The sequence below is a fragment of the Thioalkalivibrio sp. ALJ7 genome (genome assembly GCF_000376865.1).
In the GTDB taxonomy this organism is placed as follows: domain Bacteria; phylum Pseudomonadota; class Gammaproteobacteria; order Ectothiorhodospirales; family Ectothiorhodospiraceae; genus Thioalkalivibrio.
On sequence record NZ_AQXQ01000012.1, the window covers coordinates 357365 to 378090 of the forward strand.

At 67.1% G+C, this 20726-nt stretch carries 18 protein-coding genes and 1 pseudogene; 4 read left to right on the forward strand and 15 right to left on the reverse strand.

Features of this window, described 5'->3' with window-relative positions:
* Position 1 precedes the first annotated feature (1 nt).
* From nirD to D002_RS0110375, 8 genes are all read right to left on the reverse strand, one after another.
* A complete protein-coding gene (gene nirD / locus D002_RS0110340) occupies positions 2-373 on the reverse strand; it encodes a nitrite reductase small subunit NirD (protein WP_018141850.1) in 372 nt (123 codons plus the stop codon).
* On the reverse strand, positions 370-2850 hold the full coding sequence (gene nirB / locus D002_RS0110345; protein WP_018141851.1) for a nitrite reductase large subunit NirB: 2481 nt from the start codon (positions 2848-2850) through the stop codon (positions 370-372). Before nirB ends, nirD begins: the two co-directional genes overlap by 4 nt.
* Positions 2850-3650 (reverse strand): ABC transporter ATP-binding protein, encoded by an 801-nt coding sequence (locus tag D002_RS0110350; protein WP_018141852.1) that lies wholly within the window; start codon positions 3648-3650, stop codon positions 2850-2852. The genes nirB and D002_RS0110350 overlap by 1 nt, the downstream gene beginning before the upstream one ends.
* Positions 3651-3675: 25 nt before the next feature.
* Entirely contained in the window at positions 3676-4611 is a 936-nt protein-coding gene (gene ntrB / locus D002_RS0110355) for a nitrate ABC transporter permease (RefSeq protein WP_018141853.1), read from the reverse strand.
* A 48-nt stretch (positions 4612-4659) separates the two neighbouring features.
* A complete protein-coding gene (locus tag D002_RS0110360) occupies positions 4660-5952 on the reverse strand; it encodes an ABC transporter substrate-binding protein (RefSeq protein ID WP_018141854.1) in 1293 nt (430 codons plus the stop codon).
* A gap of 496 nt (positions 5953-6448) precedes the next feature.
* Complete coding sequence (locus D002_RS0110365; protein WP_018141855.1) at positions 6449-7750, reverse strand: nitrate regulatory protein; 1302 nt, start codon at positions 7748-7750, stop codon at positions 6449-6451.
* A gap of 128 nt (positions 7751-7878) precedes the next feature.
* Positions 7879-8235, reverse strand: coding sequence for a DsrE family protein (locus D002_RS0110370; protein WP_017941855.1), 357 nt, complete (start codon positions 8233-8235; stop codon positions 7879-7881).
* Between the two features lie 114 nt (positions 8236-8349).
* Complete coding sequence (locus D002_RS0110375) at positions 8350-8592, reverse strand: hypothetical protein (RefSeq protein ID WP_018141856.1); 243 nt, start codon at positions 8590-8592, stop codon at positions 8350-8352.
* Positions 8593-8880: 288 nt separating this feature from the next.
* Here D002_RS0110375 and D002_RS0110380 point away from each other — a divergent pair, with 288 nt between their 5' ends.
* Positions 8881-9438, forward strand: a complete 558-nt coding sequence (locus tag D002_RS0110380; RefSeq protein ID WP_018141857.1) for a TMEM165/GDT1 family protein — start codon at positions 8881-8883, stop codon at positions 9436-9438.
* Here D002_RS0110380 and D002_RS0110385 read toward each other — a convergent pair.
* The 6 genes and pseudogenes from D002_RS0110385 to D002_RS13805 form a co-directional block, all read right to left on the reverse strand.
* Positions 9373-10149, reverse strand: coding sequence for a TVP38/TMEM64 family protein (locus D002_RS0110385; protein WP_026181661.1), 777 nt, complete (start codon positions 10147-10149; stop codon positions 9373-9375). The genes D002_RS0110380 and D002_RS0110385 overlap by 66 nt on opposite strands.
* Positions 10146-11543, reverse strand: coding sequence for a replication-associated recombination protein A (locus D002_RS0110390; protein ID WP_018141859.1), 1398 nt, complete (start codon positions 11541-11543; stop codon positions 10146-10148). Before D002_RS0110390 ends, D002_RS0110385 begins: the two co-directional genes overlap by 4 nt.
* Positions 11544-11944: 401 nt before the next feature.
* Positions 11945-12598 (reverse strand): outer membrane lipoprotein chaperone LolA, encoded by a 654-nt coding sequence (gene lolA, locus D002_RS0110395; protein WP_018141860.1) that lies wholly within the window; start codon positions 12596-12598, stop codon positions 11945-11947.
* Between the two features lie 141 nt (positions 12599-12739).
* The gene (locus D002_RS0110400; protein WP_038051456.1) at positions 12740-15073 is read right to left on the reverse strand and encodes a DNA translocase FtsK; all 2334 of its coding nucleotides are present in this window, start codon (positions 15071-15073) and stop codon (positions 12740-12742) included.
* Positions 15074-15134: 61 nt separating this feature from the next.
* Positions 15135-15890, reverse strand: a complete 756-nt coding sequence (locus tag D002_RS13800) for a DUF429 domain-containing protein (RefSeq protein WP_196800128.1) — start codon at positions 15888-15890, stop codon at positions 15135-15137.
* A 9-nt stretch (positions 15891-15899) separates the two neighbouring features.
* Positions 15900-17129: pseudogene (locus D002_RS13805) on the reverse strand (methyltransferase domain-containing protein); the annotation flags it as partial.
* Between the two features lie 85 nt (positions 17130-17214).
* Between D002_RS13805 and D002_RS0110410 the strand changes: the two are divergent.
* The 3 genes from D002_RS0110410 to D002_RS0110420 are packed head-to-tail and all read left to right on the forward strand — an operon-like array spanning position 17215 to position 19096.
* Positions 17215-18339 (forward strand): transporter substrate-binding domain-containing protein, encoded by a 1125-nt coding sequence (locus D002_RS0110410; RefSeq protein WP_018141863.1) that lies wholly within the window; start codon positions 17215-17217, stop codon positions 18337-18339.
* A gap of 27 nt (positions 18340-18366) precedes the next feature.
* On the forward strand, positions 18367-18696 hold the full coding sequence (locus D002_RS0110415; RefSeq protein ID WP_018141864.1) for a hypothetical protein: 330 nt from the start codon (positions 18367-18369) through the stop codon (positions 18694-18696).
* Between the two features lie 25 nt (positions 18697-18721).
* Positions 18722-19096 (forward strand): hypothetical protein, encoded by a 375-nt coding sequence (locus D002_RS0110420; protein ID WP_018141865.1) that lies wholly within the window; start codon positions 18722-18724, stop codon positions 19094-19096.
* 70 nt (positions 19097-19166) lie between these two features.
* Here the strand turns inward: D002_RS0110420 and D002_RS0110425 are convergent, their stop codons facing one another.
* The gene (locus D002_RS0110425; RefSeq protein WP_018141866.1) at positions 19167-20711 is read right to left on the reverse strand and encodes a BCCT family transporter; all 1545 of its coding nucleotides are present in this window, start codon (positions 20709-20711) and stop codon (positions 19167-19169) included.
* Between the last annotated feature and the right edge of the window lie 15 nt (positions 20712-20726).

Below are 20726 nucleotides of genomic sequence, written 5' to 3' on the forward strand. Positions count from 1 at the left end.
CTCAGCCCGCCTCGCGGCAGGCGACCGGCACCGCCGCGGGATCGTCCGCGGAATTGGCCGTGGCGCCGGAGAGGTCCAGCCACACCTGACCGTCGGTCACCCGGATCGGGAAGGCATGGGTGCAGCCGCTATCCGCCCCGGTGGCCTCGCCGGACTGAAGGTCGATCACCCAGTTGTGCAGCGGGCAGGTCACGCGCTCGCCATGGACGATGCCCTGCGACAGCGGCCCGCCCTTGTGCGGGCACTGGTCGCGCAGGGCAAAGACGCGGTCATCGGCGGTACGGAACACGGCGATGTCGCCGTTCGGGCCCGCCACCACCCGCGCGCCCAGCGACGGGATGTCCTCGAGCGGACAGATCGCGAGCCAGCTCATGCCGACACCCCCTGGCGCGGGGCCGCGTCCACCGGCGTGATCGGGATGAACTCGTGCGCCGCATGCCCGGCGGCCCGCTCGGCCCAGGGGTCCACCTGCGCCACCTCCTGTGACTCCAGGAAGCGCGCGTACAGCGCGGCGCGGTTCTCGGCGTCGTCCACCAGGCGTTCCTTCACCCGGGTCAGCCCGACGCGCTCGATCCACGGGGCGGTGCGCTCCAGGTAGCGCGCGTCTTCGCGATAGAACTGCATGAAGGCCCCTGCGTATTCGAGCACCTCGGTCTCGGTCTCCACCTTGCAGAGGAAGTCGGTGGCACGGACCTTCACCCCGCCGTTGCCGCCCACGTGCAGCTCGTAGCCCGAGTCCACGCAGACCACGCCCAGGTCCTTGATCGTGGCCTCGGCGCAGTTACGCGGACAGCCGGAGACCGCCATCTTGAACTTGTGCGGCGTCCAGGAGCCCCAGGTCATCCGCTCCAGCTGGATGCCGAGCCCGGTCGAGTCCTGGGTCCCGAAGCGGCACCACTCGGAGCCGACACAGGTCTTCACCGTGCGCAGGGCCTTGCCGTAGGCATGGCCGGAGACAAACCCGGCGTCGCCGAGATCGCGCCACATCGCCGGCAGGTCGGTCTTTTGGACCCCCAGCAGGTCGATGCGCTGGCCACCGGTGAACTTGACCGTGGGCACCTGGTAGCGCTCGGCCACCTCGGCGATCGCGCGCAGCTCGGCCGGGGTGGTCACCCCGCCCCAGATGCGCGGCACGACGGAATAGGTACCGTCCTTCTGGATGTTGCCGTGGGCGCGCTCGTTGATGAAGCGCGACTGGGCGTCGTCCTGGTAGTCCTTCGGCCAGGCCGCCAGCAGGTAGTAGTTGAGTGCCGGACGGCAGACATGGCAGCCGTTCGGGGTCTTCCAGTCGAGGGCCTCGAACACCGCGTCCATGGTCTTGAGCCCGTCGCGGGCAATGGCCGCGCGCACCTCGTCGTGGCTGTGGTCGGTGCAGGCACAGACCGGCTTTTTCGCCGGGGCGTCGGAGTAGTCGCCGCCCAGCGTGGTCGCGAGCACGGACTCCACCAGCCCGGTGCAGGAGCCACAGGAGTTCGACGCCTTGGTGTGGGCGCGCACGTCCTCCAGCGTGAACAGCTTGTGCTCGCTGATCGCCTGGACGATCTCGCCCTTGCACACGCCGTTGCAGCCGCAGATCTCGGCCTCGTCGGGGATGGCCGCGACCCGCGAGGCCTCGTCGCCGTGGCCGGAGTCGCCGATATGCGCCTGGCCGAACAGCAGGTTCTCGCGGATGTCCGCCACTGGCGTTCCGTCCCGCATCAGCTGGAAGTACCAGGAGCCGTCCAGGGTATCGCCGTACAGCACGGCCGCCTGGATGCGGTTGTCCTTCAGCACCAGGCGTTTGTAGACGCCGCGCGCGGCGTCCTTGAACACCAGGTCCTCGGTGGTCTCGTCGCCGGTGAAGTCGCCGGCGGAGAACAAGTCGATCCCGGTCACCTTCAGCTTGGTGGAGGTCATCGAGCCCTCGTAACGGCCGATGCCGTACTCGGCCAGGTGGTTGGCGCAGACCTTCGCCTGCTCCCACAGGGGCGCGACCAGGCCATAGGTGGCGCCGCGGTGCTGCACACACTCGCCCACCGCGTAGATCGACGGGTCATAGGTCTGCATCGTGTCATTCACCACCACGCCGCGCTCGCAGTGCAGCCCGGCGGACGCGGCCAGCGCGGTGTTCGGGCGGATGCCGACGGCCATCACCACCAGATCCGCCGCGACCTCGCTGCCGTCGGTGAAGCGCACGCCGGTGACACGGTCCTCGCCCAGGATCGCCTCGGTCTGGTGCGCCATGCGAAAACGCATGCCGCGCTCCTCCAGCGAGCCGCGCAGCATCCCGGCGGCCTCGGCATCCAGCTGGCGCTCCATCAGGTGATCCATCAGGTGCACCACGGTGACCTCCATGCCCTGGCGCATCAGGCCGTTGGCGGCCTCCAGGCCCAGCAGGCCGCCGCCGATCACCACCGCATGCTGGTGTGCGCGGCTGGCCCCGAGCATCGCGTCCACGTCGTGGATGTCGCGGAAAGCGACCACGCCCTCCAGTTCGTGCCCCGGCACCGGGATCATCACCGGATCGGAACCGGTCGCCAGCAGCAGGCGGTCATAGGGCGCCTCGGTGCCGTCCTCGGCGATCACCCGCCGGTTCACGCGGTCGATCCGTTCGATGCGCTTGCCCTTGTGCAGGGTGATGCCGCGTTCGGCATACCAGGCATCATCGTTCAGCATGATCTCGTCGACGGTCTTCTCCGAGGCCAGCACCGGCGAGAGCATGATGCGGTTGTAGTTGCCCCAGGGCTCGGCGCCGAACACGGTGATGTCGTACATGTCCGGCTTGAGCTTCAGCAGCTCCTCGACCGTGCGCATGCCGGCCATGCCGTTGCCGATCAGGACCAGCCGCGGCTTCTCGTTCGCGGTATCCATCACGCGGCCTCCGACTCGGGGTTCTTGTGGCGCTCGTGGAGAAAGCGCAGCACCTCGGCCCGGTAGTGGTTGTATTGCGCGTTGTCGGCCATCGCCAGGCGCTCGCGCGGCTTCGGCAGGTCGATCTCCAGGATCTCGCCGATGGTCGCGGCCGGGCCGTTGGTCATCATCACGATGCGATCGGACAGCAGCACCGCCTCGTCCACGTCGTGGGTGACCATCAGCACGGTGTTGCCCAGCTCCGACTGGATGCGCATCACCTCGTCCTGCAGGTGCGCCCGGGTCAGCGCATCCAGCGCGCCGAAGGGTTCATCCATCAGCAGGACCTTGGGCTCCATCGCCAGCGCCCGGGCGATGCCTACGCGCTGCTTCATGCCGCCGGAGATCTCGTCCGGGCGCTTGTCCAGCGCGTGGCTCATGCCGACCATGTCCAGAGTCTGCAGCACCCATTCGCGGCGCTCGGCGGCGGACTTGGTGCCCTTGAAGGTCTTGTCCACCGCCAGCGCCACGTTGTCGCGCACGGTCAGCCAGGGCAGCAGGGAGTGGTTCTGGAACACGACGCTGCGGTCCGGGCCCGGCTTGCTGACCTCCTTGCCGTCCAGGATCACCGCGCCGGTGCTGGTCTCCAGCAGCCCGGCGACGATGTTGAGCACCGTCGACTTGCCGCAGCCGGAGTGGCCGATGATGGAGATGAACTCGCCGCGGTCCACGTGCAGGTCGACGTCGCGCAGTACCTCGCTGGCCGTCGGGCCCTCGCCAAAGGTCTTGTGGATATGTTCGATGGAGAGATAGCTGGTCATGATGATTCTCCTGTGAGGGGCCGGATCAGCCGGCCTGCGTGCCGCGGGTGACCCATTTGCCGACGATCGCGACCAGACGGTCGAGGAAGAACCCGACCAGGCCGACGTAGACCAGGGCCAGCACGATGTCGCTGAGCATGGAGGCGTTCCAGGCATCCCAGATGAAGAAGCCGATGCCGACCCCGCCGATCAGCATCTCGGCGGCGACGATCGCCAGCCAGGCGAGGCCGATGCCGATGCGCAGACCGGAGAAGACATACGGCGCGGCGGCCGGGAGCATGATCTTGGTGAAGTACTCGAAGCCGTTCAGGCGCAGCACGCGGGCCACGTTCACGTAGTCCTGCGAGATGTTCCGGATGCCGACCGAGGTGTTGATGATGATCGGCCAGATCGCGGTGATAAAGATCACGAAGATGGCCGACGGGTTGCTGGCCTGGAACGCGGCCAGGGAGATCGGCAGCCAGGCCAGCGGCGGCACGGTGCGCAGCACCTGGAACAGCGGATCCAGCCCGCGCATCGCCCAGGTGGACTGGCCGACCAGCACCCCGAGACCGATCCCGGCGACTACCGCCAGGGCGTAGCCGTAGGCCACACGTTCCAGACTGGCGAGCAGCTGCCAGGCCATGCCCACGTCGTTGCCGCCGTAGTCATAGAACGGATCGATGATCAGTTCCCAGGTGTCGGTGATCACCTGACTCGGGCCGGGCAGTACGGCTCCCTGGGAGGACGTCATCATTTCCCACAGAAACAAAAAAATCGCGGTCACTATCACCGGGGGCAGGACCACGGTGGCGGCGTGGCGCATACGCCGGCCCCAGAGCCCGGGGTCGGGCGGCGGGGCACCGCCGGACCGGTCCGACGGCGGGGCGGGGCGGGCCACTGGGTCTGTGGGGGTCGCCGCTGCCGCCGGGCGTTCGCGCCCGGCGCCGAAGGTCATATTGCGATCGAGAATGGCACTCATCATCGAATCCTCTTGAATCGTCTGTGCAGGGGGCGTCGGGCCTTCGCGTCAGGACGCGAGCGCCTTGATCTCCAGGCTGTCGAGGTAGGCCTGCGGGTCTTCCGGGTCGAAGATCTTGCCGTCGAAGAATTCCTCCTTGCCGCGCGAGGTGGAGTCGGGGATGTCGGCCGAATCGATGCCAAGCGTGTCGGCCGCCTCGCGCCAGATGTCCTCGCGGTTGACCTCGTCCACCAGGGCCTGCATGTCGAGGTCCGGCGGCAGGTAGCCCCAGCGGATGTCCTCGGTGAGGAACCACAGGTCGTGGCTCTTGAAGGGATAGGAGGCCTGATCGTTCCAGTAGCGCATGCGATCGGGGTGGTCCTCGACCACGCGGCCGGTGCCGTAGTCAAAGTGCCCCTGCATGCGGTCGATGATGTCGCCGTACGGGGCATGGATGTAGCGCCGGCGCGAGCAGATCTCGGCGACCTCCTCGATGTTCGCCGGGTCCTCGCAGTACATCTGCGCCTCCATCACCGCCATGACCAGGGCGCGGGCCGCGTTCGGGTTCGCCTCCACCCAGTCCGCGCGCATGCCCAGCGCCTTCTCCGGATGGTTGTGCCAAAGCTCGCCGGTGGTGTTCGCGGTGTAGCCGATGCCCTGGTTGATCAGCTGCATGTTCCAGGGCTCGCAGACACAGAAAGTGTCCATCGAGCCGACCCGCATGTTGGCGACCATCTGCGCCGGCGGCACGACGATGGTGGAGATGTCGCGGTTCGGGTCGATCCCGCCGGACGCCATCCAGTAGCGAATCCACAGGTCATGGGTGCCGCCGGGGAAGGTCATCGCCGCGCGGACCTCGTCGCCGCCGGCGCGCTTCTCCGCCAGCGCCTCCTTGAACTCCCCGGTATCCAGGCCGACCTTCAGATCGGAGTACTCATCGCCCACCGAGATGCACTGCCCGGCCAGGTTCAGCCGCGCGAGGATGCTCATCGGCGTACCGCGACGATGGATCAGGTAGGGCATCGGGGTCAGAATGTGCGAGCCGTCGATGCCGCCGCGGCGCGAGCCCAGTTCCAGGTTGTCGCGCACCGTGCCCCAGGAGGACTGCTTCAACACCTGCACGTCGGGCATGCCATGGGCGGCGAAGAAGCCCTTCTCCAGCGCGACGAACAAGGGCGCGGCATCGGTCAGGGCAATAAAGCCCAGCTTGGCCTCGGTGGTCTCCGGCTTGCCGTTGCCGGCTCGGACGTAGCCCCAGGGCGCGGCGCCGGCCATGCCCAGCGTGGTCGCCCCGATACCGGCGGCAAGACCCCCCAGAAAGCGGCGGCGTGAGATTCCGTTACTGCGATCGTTCGATTTCATTGTCTTGTTGCTCCCCATGGCCAAAAACGAAAAAAGGCGTCGCATCAGCCCGACCGCTTTCGCAGCCGAGTGATGGACGCCTTTGTCCAGTCCCACGGGAGTCCCGGGCATCGGGACCCCCTGTTGTCAGGCGGCGAACCGCCATTGGCTCGCCTTGCCGATACTCCTGCAGGAGGTGTGCCAATTAGCCGTTTCTAATCGCCCCCGACAGAAACAATCGCGCCATGGCGCGGAAAAATCGGATGGTTTCGAACATCGGGCCGAACGCTTGCGGGAAGCCCGAAGTCCAGAAGCCGACCCCGGAGGCACCAGCGTGGGGCGCGCCAGCGGTGCAGATGACCTGAAATAGTGCGTCAGTGAGATAATCCCCGTAGGAGCCGCCTTGGCGGCGAAGCCCCTGCCAGAGGTGGACACTGTGGACACTGGCAGGGGCTTCGCGGGCAAGCCCGCTCCCACAGAGGCGCCGCCCAGCGGCATCTCTTTCCCGGGGAATGGGCTACAGGCCGCCCTTGCCCAGCAGGTCGGACATTGCGACGGTCGCCTCGGCGACCTCGGCCAGTCGCCGGTTCTGGTTCATCGCCGTCTGGCGCAGAAGCTTGTAGGCCTGGTCCTCGCTGAGGCCGCGGTGTTGGATCAGAAGCGCCTTGGCACGTTCGATGGTCTTGCGCTCGGCCAGGGCCTGGCGCGCCGCCTGCAGTTCATCCTCCACGGATTGCAGGCGGCTAGCCTGGCGTTGCACCAGGTCCATCACCGAATGGCCGACGATCGGTACGTCGAGCACGCCGTCATCCCCGTCGCCCTGGGGCTCCAGCCCTTCCGGGGCGCCGAAGAACACGGCATAGGGCACGCTGTCACGCAGTTCCGATTCGGCGAGCTGCGCGATGCGGTCGCGCACCGCACCCAGATCGGCCCGGTCCGCCTCGATCCGGGCGGCACAACACTCGTTCAGATGCATCTCCAGCAGGTCCTCGATCTCCTTCATGGTGTCGATGCGTGCGGTGGTACAGGCAAACCAGGCCTCGGCCCGGGCTGGATCCGGCGTTCCATCGGCCTGGGTGCAGGCCTGGCGGCGCAGGCGTTCGACCTCGGGCGCGAAGCCCGCACCCTGCAGCTCGCGCCAGGCGGCACAGGCCGGCTCCGGCGCGAACTCGGAGAAGATGCGAAACGAACGCTCCTGGGCATCAATACGATGCAACAGGGCCTGGCGAAGCTCTCCGGCGAATCCCCCTTGACCAAACCCGGCGGCACCGATCGCACGTTCCTGGCCCGCCAACTCCTTGCCCTGCATGAAATTCAAAAGCGCAACCAGGGCCCGCGAGACCTCCGGATCGGTGGCCGAATCCGCTGCCTCGAAGACCACCGCGAGCAAGGTACGGATCAGTTCGCTGAAGCTGCGCATAGCCTCCATCGGGGTCAGGGTCCCCTCGAATACCTCCTCGCGCAGACTTGGCAGCCCCGAAAGGCCGTGCAGGGCCAACGCCATACGCCCCAGAAGACGGCTGCGAGCATGGGCGCAGGCACCCGGCTTGAGCCAGCCACCCAGTTGGCCATTAAAGCCCGCCGCCGCCACGTCAGAATCTTCCCGGTACTGCGCGAGCTCGTCCGCGTAATGTTGCCCGCCCGAGCCGATCCACAGACTTGAGGCGCCCCGTTCACGCTGCAGCTGGTGCACCAGGGCGCGGATCAGTCCAACCAACTGCACGGCTTCCAGCAGGCGCTCCAGGCTCACAACCTCGCACTTGCGCGAAGCCACCAGGAAATCGCCGATGGTCTCGTCCAGGGGGGTATTCGAAGTCATGCGCGTGTTCCGTGACAGGTTCACAGGAACCAGCAAGCATGCAATGTGCCAGGTCGAATGACTGGCACCGGGTGGGTACAGCAAACGGGCGGGGCGTCACACCCCGCCCGGGTCGGAATTCGACCGGGTCAGAAGCTCATGGAGCGATCAAACTCGGCGACGGCCTGGACGTAGTGGCCCATGCCGGCCATCTCGGCGTTCGGCAGGAAGTTGTGCTCGCCGACGTCGCGACCCTTGGCGCAGGCCTCGCAGGCCCAGAACGGGACGCCTTCACTCACCAGCGAATCCACGATGTCCTTCATCGCCGGCATGTTGTGGCCGACGATCTTGTCGTACACGTTGCGGTTGGCGATGTTCACGGCCTCGCCCTGCAGCCAGACGGTCACGTCGTGGCCCTGCTGCTTGGCGACGTTCGCGGCGATCATGCCGAGGGTCGCGCGGGTGGGATCGTCGGTACCGGCGGTGACAGCAACAATAAAGCGCATGGGACTCTCCTTGGTCACGTCTCAAAGTCACAGGAACCGTAGCGACCTGCAACCGTGTCGTCGAGTTCCCACTAGCGCAGTGCGTCACTCTATCGGGTCTGCGCGCCGCTCCAGTCAGGGCGCGTCTTTCGGCTCGATACTCATGCGGTAGAGCTTGAAAGCCATCAACAACCAAGGAACGGCGTGCATGATCAAGTCGAAGATGTCCAGCGGGCGTGTCAGCTCGCCCTGGAAGAGCCAGCGAATCTTCTCGACGATGTGTGGTTCGGGAACATAGGGTGACAACCCAAGGGTCGCCACGAACACAGCGAACAGCCACAACGGCGTCCGATCGACCCAGGCTACGAAGGCTTTCATGGCGCGCATCCTACCTGAAGCGCCTCTCGACTTGCGACTACCCCCGCGCCGACCTAGAATTCGCCCTGCTTCAGGGGAGTAGCGACCCGGGTGTTCAGGGAGTACCTGACCTCACCGGGGTCTGCATCAACAGATTTGGTCGGCCGCCTGGTCGACCGTGGTGCAGACAGCCCCGCCGCCGATGCGGCACCGGGCCCCGCGAGACCCGTGGCGTTGCGTCAACATCCTTGGCCGGGTGGGGACGCGATGTCACGTGTCTTGCAAACCCACCCGGCCCGGAAGAACGCCATGGAAGCCCTGCTCGTCTCCACCGTGATCGTCGCCATCGCCGAGATGGGCGACAAGACTCAACTCCTGGCCCTGCTCCTGATCTGCCGCTACCAGCAGACCTGGCCCATTATCTGGGGCATCGTGGTAGCGACCCTAGCCAATCACTTCCTCGCGGCATTGGCCGGGATCTGGATTGGCACCAGCGTTCCGGACGACTGGCTGCGCTGGGGGCTGGGTATCGGTTTCATCATCATGGCCGCATGGGTGCTGATCCCGGATGGCGAAGACGAACTACCCGCCGCCTCGAAGCACGGCGTGTTCTGGACCACCACTGTGCTGTTCTTCCTGGTGGAGATGGGTGACAAGACCCAGGTGGCGACCGCCGCCCTGGCCGCGACCTTCGACAGCCTGGTCCTCGTCGTGATCGGTTCGACCATCGGCATGGTCCTCGCGAATGCCCCGGTCGTCTGGCTGGGCCAGCGCTTCGCCTGCCACCTGCCGCTGCGACTGCTACGCGCGCTCGCCGCCCTGCTGTTCTTCGCCCTGGGTCTCGGGATCCTGCTCACCTGGGTCTGAGGGCGACACTGAAGTCAGCGGAGCCTCGGCGTGCAGCGTCTTCTGACCCAGCCAGATACGCCGCACCAGGCGCGGCAGCAACAGCAGCAGGGCCAGCACCGCCAACACGGCCAACCCCAGCTGCACGCCGCTATCGGCGCCGGCGGCCATCTCGCGCGTGGCATGCCCCAGCCAGGCATAGGCGAACAGGCTGGGCATCAGTGCCAGCACGGTGGTCAGCGCAAACACCGGCAGCGGCAGACGCACCAGGCCCAGGGCGTAGTTGGTGGGCGCGAACGGAAACACCGGCACCAGCCGGGTCAAGGCCACTACCCGCCAGCCTTCGGCCTCTACATCCGCGCGCAGGCGGTGGCTGCGCGCGCCCATGCGCGGGACCAGCCACGGCTGCAGCCAGGTGCGGGCCAGCATGAAGGCGATGATCGCCGCCAGGGTGGCCGCCAGCAGGCTCAAAGCGCCGCCGGTGAAAGGCCCGAACAAGGCCCCGCCCAACAGAATCCAGAAGGTACTGGGCAGTGGAAACAGCGCTAGCACCATAAACGCCAGCACAAACACCAGATAGGCAGCTGCACCCCAACCGCGCAGCCAGGCCTCCACCTCGCCCAGCGGGAACCCGAGGCTGGGCCACTCCGTGGTCAGCAGAATCCAGCCCACCGAGATCACGGAAAGGACCGCGGCGACCGCCAGCCAGCGCTTGTGATGGCGCATCCTCATGAGGCTCCACCCGACGCGGCGCTCCCGGGCGGGGCATCGTCCCCGCGCAGGCGGTCCAGGCGTTCCGCCAGTGCGCGTTCAGTACCCTCGTGGCGCGGGGTATAGAAACGTTCCGACTCCAGCCCCTCCGGCAGATACACCTGCCCGCGCGCAAAGCCGTCGGGTTCGTCGTGATCGTAGCGGTAGCCGGCGCCAAAGCCCTCCTCGCGCATTAGTTCAGTCGGGGCGTTACGCAGGTGCAGCGGGACGTCCGCGCTACCGCTGTCGCGGATCGCCGCGCGCGCGCCGTTCAAGGCGGAATAGGCGCTATTGCTCTTGGGTGCGGCGGCCAGTTCGATCACCGCCTGCACCAGGGCCAGATCGCCCTCCGGCCGGCCCAGGCGCTCCATGGTCTGCCAGGCCGCCAGCACCCGCGCCCCCAGGCCCACGGCGGCCAGTCCGATGTCCTCGTAGGCCATACGCAGCAGGCGCCGGCCCAGGTAATCCGGGTCGCAGCCGGCATCCAGCATACGGGTCAGCCAGTACACGGCTGCGTTCGGATCGGAGCCGCGCACCGATTTGTGCAGGGCCGAGATCTGATCGTAGAAGGCGTCGCCCTGGCGATCGAAGGCCAGAGACTGCGCCCCCATCACCGCGCGCAGGGCGTCGCCCGTAATGGCGCCTTCACGCGCCAAGTCGGAGGCGGTCTCCAGCCAGTTCAGGGCGCGCCGGGCATCACCGTCGGCGGCCCGTGCCAAACGCTGACGTTCTTCCGGGTCCAGGGTCAGGCCGCGCCCACCCAGGCCGCGCTCCGGGTCATTCATCGCGCGTTCGATCAAGGCCTCGATGGCCTCAGGACCAACCCCGCCCATGCGATAGACCCGTGCCCGCGACAGCAACGCACTATTCAGAGCGAACGAGGGGTTCTCGGTGGTCGCGCCAACAAAGGTCAGCGTCCCGTCCTCGATATGCGGCAGCAGGGCATCCTGCTGGCCCTTGTTGAAGCGATGGATCTCGTCAATGAACAACAGCGTCCCGACACCATTGCGCCGCCGCGCCTTGGCGGCCTCCACCACGGCGCGCACATCCTTGACCCCGGCGAGCACCGCGGACAGCGTAACCAGCCGCTGCGCCCCGGCGGCCGCGACCAACCGCGCCAGCGTGGTCTTGCCGCACCCAGGCGGACCCCAGAGGATCATCGACGGCGTCTGGCCCTGCTCGATCGCCTGACGCAGCGCAGCGTCGGGGCCGACCAGGTGGTCCTGGCCGAGCATCTCGTCCAGCCGCGCCGGACGCATGCGCTCGGCCAGCGGCGCGGACGGGTCGGGGCCCGCGGGGGACGGCTCCGGTTCGGGTTCGGGCGATGCCATGTCCGGATCCGGGCCGAACAGATCGCCATCGAGGGAATCGCTCATAACGGAGATTGTAACCCTTCGGGCGAAAACCCTTTTTTCACCACGAAGCGCACGAAGGCACGAAGAAGGTCAAGGCCGGATTGCACCACGGAGGGCACAGAGAACACGGAGAAGAGCTGGTGTTGGCGTTGGGAACTCCACAACAAAAAGGATGTACGAATGCTCCGGCCGGAATGACAGCGTGCAGGGCGTCCGTCCAGACACACCAAGACGGATGGTCCGGCGTTGTGGGGAGTTCGGGGTTACACCAACGTCGTTACGTGGCCCGGGCCGTCGGGATTCAGACCAAAGCGCCACACTTCCAGCGCCCTCCTTGCAGTCTCCCCACCTTCCTGTAAACGCCCTTGACCTTCTTCGTGCCTTGGTGAGCTTCGTGGAGAATAACCAGGGCGCGGGCTTGGTTACGGACGGTAGATGTCGGTGCCGGACGGCGGTTCGAAGGTGAAGATCGCGGGGTCGAGATCGGCGTTGCGTTCGGTTGCATGGAAACGGATCTCGGTCGTCTGCCCGAAGATGTCGCGGAAGGCCATGCGGGTCAGGTCCCCATCGGGGGTCAGATCGAGGTCGAGGCTGGTGAAGTCCGCCTGCTCGTTCCGCGGGATCAGCACCAACCGCAAGGCCGCGCCATCCGGCACCGGACGAAGCGACATACGGAAGTGCTCGTCGAGGCGTTCCGGCTGGGTGATCGCGGCGATCGGGGTCGCGTCAAACGCATCGCCCAGCGGGCGCACCGTAGCCTGCGACAGGTCCGGGTCGTACATCCACAGGTCCTGACCGTCGGAGACGATGGTCTGCGGGAAGGGTTCGGTCACCTGCCAATGCAGGCGATTGGGCATGCCGAGCTGCATCTGCCCGTCGGACTCTTGCAACACGTAGCCGGTCTCATCGCGCACCGTTTGCGTGAATTCGGCCGAGAAGGTCTCCAGCCCATCAACAAAGCGGTCCAGCGCGGCGCGCGCATCCGCCGCCGGCTCGGCCGCCGATGCGGCGCCGACGATCAGGGAGGCCATGGCCACCAGGGCCAGCAACAGGCGCGAAGAAGAACGAGACTTCATGCGAACTCCGGTTAAAGCGTTTCAATCATGCTGCGCCCGGTCGCTTAACCCGGCGTGAATAGCGTTGGAGGTAATGACGAACGGTGTCACACGACCCGAGACATGGACCTCGCTTGGGGCCCTTGGTTCGAGTCGGAGGCCTCAGTCTTTCGACCCCGGCACCAGCACCTCGCGGTTGCCATTGGACTGCACCGGGCTGACCAGACCGGCGGCCTCCATGTCCTCGACCATGCGCGCGGCGCGGTTGTAGCCGATCTTCAGCCGGCGCTGGACGAACGAGATCGAGGCCTTGCGCGACTCGATCACGATCTGCACCGCCTGGTCGTACAAGGGGTCGCTCTCGCTTTCGCCCTGGCCCGGGGACTCCAGCCCGGGAATACTCGCCGCGCCGGCCTCCGGCTCGTCGAGGATGGCCTCGTTGTAGTCCGGCTCGCCGGTGGACTTCAGGTACTCGACCACCTGATGCACCTCGTTGTCGCCGACGAAGGCCCCGTGGACGCGTTCGGGCATCGCCTTGCCCGGTGGCAGGTAGAGCATGTCGCCATGCCCCAGCAGATGCTCCGCCCCCATCTGATCCAGGATGGTGCGTGAATCCACCCGCGAGGAGACCTGGAACGCAATACGTGTAGGGATGTTGGCCTTGATCAAGCCGGTGATCACATCCACCGAAGGCCGCTGGGTCGCCAGGATCAGATGGATGCCGGCGGCGCGAGCCTTCTGCGCCAGCCGTGCGATCAGCTCCTCTACCTTCTTGCCGACCACCATGATCATGTCGGCAAACTCGTCGACCACGATCACGATGAACGGCAGCGTCTCCAGCTCCGGCGCCTCGGTCTCGGTGATCGCCTCTTCCGGCTTGAACAGCGGGTCCTTCAGCGGCTCTCCGGCCGCCTCGGCATCCCGCACCTTCTTGTTGAAGCCACCGATGTTGCGCACGCCCATCGCCGACATCAGCTTGTAACGCCGTTCCATCTCCGCCACTGCCCAGCGCAGGGCGTTGGAGGCATCCTTCATGTCAGTGACGACCTCGCACAGCAGGTGCGGGATGCCCTCGTAGACCGAAAGCTCCAGCATCTTCGGGTCGATCAGGATCAGCCGAACCTCGTCCGGGGTCGCCTTGTACAGCAGCGACAGCAGCATGGCATTCACGCCCACCGACTTCCCGGACCCGGTAGTCCCGGCCACCAGCAGGTGCGGCATCTTTGCCAGATCCGCCATCACCGGGGCACCCCCGATATCCTTGCCCAGCGCCATCGTCAGCGGTGACTTGTTCGAGTCGAACAGATCCGAGCGCAGGATCTCGGACAGGGCCACGATCTCGCGATTCTCGTTCGGGATCTCCAGACCCACGGTCGACTTGCCCGGGATCACCTCGACGATGCGCACCGCCATCACCGACAGCGAGCGCGCCAGATCCGTGGACAGCCCGGAAATCCGCGAGGCCTTCACCCCAGCCGCCGGCTGCAGTTCGAAGCGCGTAATCACCGGGCCCGGCTGCACGGCCACGACCTCGACCTCCACGCCGAAGTCCTTGAGCTTGAGCTCCACCAGCCGCGACAACGCCTGCAGAGACTCCTCGGAGAAACCCTCGGGCGGTGGAGGCGGCTCGTCCAACAGCGACAGCGGAGGATGCGGATCGGCCCCGCTGCCCTCGGTGAACAGCGGGACCTGTTTCTCCTTCTGTACCCGCGGGCTGGGGGGCGGCGTCTCGATGCGCGGCTCCACCCGCGACGGCGCACGCTTCTCGGTGCGCTTGCGCTCCTTCTCCACGCGGGTCTCGCGTTCGGCGCGTTCGCGGGCGCCAATGCGCCGGTCGCGCGCGGAATCGATCGCCGCGCGGGTGCGTTCCCAGGCGCGCACGGCCAGCTGACCGAGACGGTCCATCAGCAGGAACCAGGAGAGCCCGGTGAAAAGCGTCACCCCGGCAAGGAACAGCGCGAGCAGCACCAGCGTACCGCCGACCAGGCTCAACCCGGCCACCGCCCAGCCGCCGAAGAGGTCTCCCAGGATGCCGCCGGCATGCACCGGCATTCCGCCCGGCAACAAGTGCAGCGCCGCCAGCGCGGAGCCGGAGATCAGCGCGACGATCAGGGCAACGCCACGCACCGTCAGCTCCATCGGGCTCGCAATCTGCGCCTCGCGGCGGTGGCGGAACAGCCACCAGCCGATGCCGGCGACCGCCAGCGGGATCAGGTAGGCGAGATAGCCCAGCAGATGGAAGACGATATCGGCGAACCAGGCACCGGTGGTGCCACCCAGATTACGCAGCCCTTCACCATCGCCGGTGGTGGACCAGGCGGCATCCCCCGGGTGGTAGCTCACCAGGGCCACCAACAGATACAACGCCAGCATGCCGAAGATCAGCAGCGCGCCCTCGCGCAGCCCACGCAGCAACTGGCCGCTCAGACTGGGCGCTGCGGCCGGCTCGATGGTCTTCTTGCCCTTGCCCCCGGTTTTGGCCTTGCTTGCGGCCATGTGCTCCCCATTGGTCCAGCCCGCGGTTGCGGGCATCTCGAAACAGCTTGCAGTTTACCGGTTAAGACGCCCTGCGTGGGGCCCCGGACTCGGAGCTGAGAAGCGGGTCCGGATCGGCCGACCAGATCCAGCCCTCGCGCTCGGCCAACACCAACTCGTCGGTGGAAGGCCCCACCGCTCGTCCGCGGAGAAAATCGGCCCCGGCAAGGACGCAAAGCACCGCATCCTGAACATCGTCGGTGACATCCGCGAGATTCGGCATCGGGTCCGCGAACGTGGCGACCAATCCCGAGTGCACCGCCGCGCGGTCGTCCCAGCCCCGCAGGCGACGCAGGGCCGCCGGATATACCTCGATCGCGGCGGACTCGTTGATCGGCCCCGCGCTTTGCGGCAGCGCGAACGCGAGGCCGCTTCGTGCACGCAGCTCCTGGAGCAACTGGACAGCCGCCAGCGCCATTCGCGCGATGAAGTTCGCGCCGACCTCCAGCGGGCGCTTGCCCAGCCGCGCCCGAATGACGCGGTCGGTATGGCGATGAAACATCGCATCCGCGGCTTCCGCGATGCCCTCCCCGGCGCGGTGGCCCGACAGCGCCTGGCCCAGTGCCGCCGGCCAGCCAAGCGGGGCATCCAGGCACAGCAGGACCGGATTCGGCGTGCTCATCCAGGCGCACAGTACGTCGGCGACCGGCTCCGACGGATGGGCGCGGCGCGCCTCCTCAAGGCGAATCTGGTCACCGGACCAGGAGGCCCGCGCCAGCCCGGTCTTGCGCGGCTGGGTCGCGCAATCCACACCGATGATGCAGACCTCCCGGCTCACGGGCAGCGCCCCCCAAACGGCGAACACCGGATCGGCGTGATCCAGGCGCCCGGCGTAGGGGTCGTCCGCCGGACGCGGCAAGCCGCGCAAGGACCAGGTCGCAAGATCCTTAAAGCCCGACCGCAGGAACAGATCCAATACCAATCCCATGCGTTCGAAGTCGTACAACCGCCCCCACACCGCAATCGCCTTGGTCGGAAAGCAGCGATCGGAGAACGTGACCATGAACACCCCGTCCGGGCGCAGCACCTCGCGTACCGCGCGGAACACCGCCTCGGGCTGCGTCAGGTACTCGACCGACGCGGTACAGACCACGGCATCGAAGCTCGCCGTCGCATATGGCAGTTCCGGACGGAGGTTCAGGTCGTGCACCAGGGATGACGTCAGCCGGGGGTTGTCCGCCAGCTCCTCGGCGTTCATGCCCAGCCCGATCACGGCTTCCGGCGACTCGACTCGGTCCAGGTGGGACTCCCAGCTGCTCATCAAGTCGAGCACCCGCGCACCCACCGGAATGCAGGCGGAATACAGCGCGGCGATCTCGGCCCGCGCGGTCGCGTCCAGGTGGTGCACCCGGCGCGGTGCGGCATAGAACACCGCATCGGACTCCGGGTCCTCGCGCCCCAGCGCCCCGTCGACCCAGAAGTCGGTCGGTCGTCCACGCCAGCGGGCCTGCATGCCCGGCCCGCTGGCCGTCAGCAGCCGGGCAACATCCACCGTCCGCTCATCGTCACGCCCAACCTCGTGGCGCGCCATAACCCGCGCCTGCAGCCGCAGGTCGTGCCCCGCCAGCGGATGATTCAGATCCGCCACCAGGTGATCACCCTCCAGCGCCCCGATCCGGAACAGCTCGCGATCCCCGGCCTCGATCCCCGCATGACCGGCAAGGAACGCACGCGGGTAGAAACGCCCCGCATGGGGCTCCACCCGGCGATGCCGGCGCAGGTCCCGGTTGAATGCCGACGCCGGGAGCTCCAGCACGCGGTCGGGCTCCTCTTGCGGAACCAGGGCCGCGGCGGTTTCGCGGGAGGCCTCGTGCGCCGCCCCCGCGCCCCACCCGCGCAGGGCAGCCCCGAGATCGCCCGGCCAGCGGTCCCGTTCCGGCTCCAGCCACGGCAGGAACAGACACTCCCGGTGACGGGCCTCGGCACTCGCCCAGTCCAGCGTGAAGCCGACATCCACCGCCATTCCCTGCGTCGGGCGCGCTTCACTGTTGCTCGGATCGGCGAATGGATTCCGCATGAACACCCTCCCGCTGTATTTCCCTAGACTGCCTCGTTGACGATCTTCCGGTTATGGTACGGGCAAGCCCCCACCGGATGTCCGCATGCCCCGCACCCTCTGCTCGCTCCCGTTTATGTCGCTGCTGGCCGGCGCAGTGCTCGTGTTCGCCACGTTGCTTACCCTGCCGTCCGCTCAGGCCGAGGAAAATGGAGCCAGCGGCATCGGCGCCGACTCGACCCTGCGCGTGGGGACGCGCTTCGTGCCACCGTTCGTGATTGCGCCGGAGGAGCCGGGCGCCGCTCCTTCCGGCATTGCCATCGAACTGTGGGAGCGGGTCGCGGAACGCATGGAACTGGACTCCGACTACCGGGAGACCAGCCTCGAGGGACTCATCGAGGGCCTGGGCGACGACCGTATCGATATCTCGGTCGCGGCCCTCACCGCAACCGCCGAACGCGCCGAACGGGTCGACTTCACCCATCCGTACTACAGCACCGGGCTGTCGATTGCCGTGCCCCAACAAGGCAATCCAATCGCCGGGGCCCTGCGCGCGTTCATCTCCGTACCCTTCCTGATGGTCATCCTCGCGCTCTCCGGACTGCTCCTGCTAGTGGGTGCGCTGCTGTGGCTGTTCGAACGCCGGCGTAACGCCGACGAGTTCGGCGGCAGTGCCGCACAAGGGCTCGGCTCCGCATTCTGGTGGGCCGCCGTGACCATGACCACGGTGGGCTATGGCGACAAGGCTCCGCGCACCCTGCCCGGCCGCGCGATCGCGCTGGTCTGGATGTTCGCGGCGCTGATCCTGGTCTCCACCTTCACCGCCGCGATCGCGACCACGCTGACCGTCAGCTCGCTGGATACCGGCATCCAGAATGTCTCCGACCTGGAGGGCCAGCGCATCGCCACGATTGGCGGCTCCAGTGCCGCCGCCTGGCTGGACGACCAGGGCTTTGCCTACCGCGACCATGTGGACCTCGCCACCGCACTGGGCGCAGTCGCCGAGGGCCGCGCCGACGCTATGGTCTACGACGCTCCGCTGCTGCGCTATCAGGTCCGCGAGCACTTTGCGGGGCAACTGGAGGTCCTGCCGGTCGAGTTCCTGCGCCAGGACTATGCCCTGGCACTGCCCCAGGGGTCGCCACTGCGCGCCCCGATGAACGTCGCTATCCTCGAGATTCTGGAATCCGACGAATGGCAGCGCGTGCTGCGCCGCTATCTCGGCAACTGACGGAGCCCGTCACGGGGGGGCAGCATCATGGAGGAGACCTTTCTGATCGCGATCGTCGACCAGGACCGTGAGGAGCAGGCCCTGGCCATCGCCGCCGAGGAAGGCGGCGCGGACGGTGCCGTGATCCAGGGTTCGGGGCTCGGTTTCCCCGAGCACATGATCTTTCTCGGGGTGACCTACCAGGGCAACGAATCGGTCTGCATCTGGCAGCTGGAGACCGGGCAGGCCGAACGCATTGCGCAGCGCCTGAACCTAGAACTCGACCTGCTCCAGCCCTACAACGGGCTTGCCTTCACCCTGGACGTGAGCGCCCTTCAGGGCATGGAGTTCGTCGGCCACCTGACCACCATGCCCTGACGCGCCCGGATACGGAGACTCTGCCATGCAATTCGTTCTGCTCGCCGCCATCATCCCGCGCAGCCTGGCCGAACGCGCGATCGAGATCGTTCAGCGCGACGGGGCTGCCGGCCTGACCCTACTGGATGCCCAAAGCATCGCCCAGCTACGGCGCAACCCGGTCATGGACCTGAAGGACACCTCCGTTCGCAAGGTGCTGTTAATGGTGCTGGAGGCCGATCTGGCCCGCCGCATGCTGGAACACCTGGACGCGGAACTGGAACTGAGCCGGCAGGGCCACGGGTTTGCTGTGACCCTGCCGATCAAGGACATCGCCGGCATCAAGCCGGAACAGATCGAGCAGCTGCGCAAGACCCTGGAGCAGAGTCCGTCCGACGGAGACGCCACGCCGAGAGCATAACTTCAGTGCACGGCTTTCCGAGCGGGCATGGCACACCATGGGCGGGCGGCCGAGAGCCCTGGGCGCCGGCTCAACGCCAGGGCGGGTCCACGCCCTCGACGCGGTACTCGCGGCCCAGGGCCCGCATCAGGCTGAAGCAGCAGAAGACCAGGATGATCGCCACCGGCAGCCCGGCGGTCAGCGATCCGGTCTGCAGGCTGTCCAGCGCGCGCTCGCCACCGACGATCAGCAGCGTCGCCGCCACCGCCCCCTCGGTAATCCCCCAGATCACCCGCTGGCGCTTCGGCGAGTGCTTCGAACCGCGCGAGATCAGCGCATCCACCACGTAGGTGCCGGAGGCCGACGAGGTAATGAAGTAGGTCGCGATCAGCAGGGTCGCCACGCCGGAGGCAATCGTGGTCCAGGGTAGCTGGGCCAGGGTTGCGTACAGGGCCACGGTGGTGTCCTCGGCGACCGCCGCAGCGATGCCCGCGCCGTCGTCGAACAGCTCCATATGCAGCGCGGTGCCGCCGAAGATTGCCATCCAGGCGAACACGAACAGGCTGGGCAGGGCGAGCACGCCGACGATGAACTCGCGGATGGTGCGCCCGCGCGAGATGCGCGCGATGAAGATGCCGACGAAAGGCGACCAGGCGATCCACCACGCCCAGTAGAACATGGTCCAGTCCTTCTGCCACTGCGAGCCGCCGATGGCGTCGGTATGCAGGCTGAGCTGGACGATCTGCTGCAGATAGCCGCCGGTGGAGTCGAGGAAGAAGCGCAGGATGAACAGCGTGGGCCCGGCCACCAAGACGAACAGCATGAAGCTGATCGCCAGTACCAGGTTGAACACGCTGACCCACTTCAGCCCGCGATCGAGCCCGGAGATCACCGACAGCACCGCCACCGCGGTGATCGCGGTGATGATGCCCACCTGCCACCAGTGTGAGACCGGCATGTCGACCAGCACGTTGAGCCCGGTATTGAGCTGCATCGCGCCGAATCCCAGCGAGGTCGCCAGGCCAAACAGGGTGCCGAACACTGCGAGGATGTCGATCACATGCCCGATCGGGCCGTAGATGCGGTCCCCCAGCAGCGGGTAGAAGATCGAGCGAATGGTCAGCGGCAGACGGTGGCGAAAGCTGAAATAGGCGACCGACAGTCCCAGAACCACGTACACCGCCCAGGCGTGCAGGCCCCAGTGGAAGAAGGTGTAGACCATCGCCTGGCGCGCGGCCGCGTCGGTCTCGCCATCGCCGGTCGGCGGATGCTGATAGTGCAGGATCGGCTCGGCCACGCTCCAGAACACGAGGCCGATCCCCATGCCGGCGGAGAACAGCATCGCGAACCAGGCGGCAAAGCCGAACTCCGGCCGGTCATCCGGCTGCCCCAGCCGGATCACGCCGTAGCGGCTGAAGCCCAGCCAGATCAGAAAGCCGAGGAAGAAGGTCACCACCAGCAGGTAGCCCCAGCCGAGATACTCGGTGATGAAGCCGTGGATGCTGGCGAACACCTCGCTGGCCGTGGCGGGGAAGATCACCCCGAAGGCGACGAACACCACGACCATGATCGCGGAGGCGGTGAACACCGTCGGGTTCACCGTGGCAAAGAAGGCCTCCGGGCGGTAGTCACTCATGCCGCGGCCTCCCCG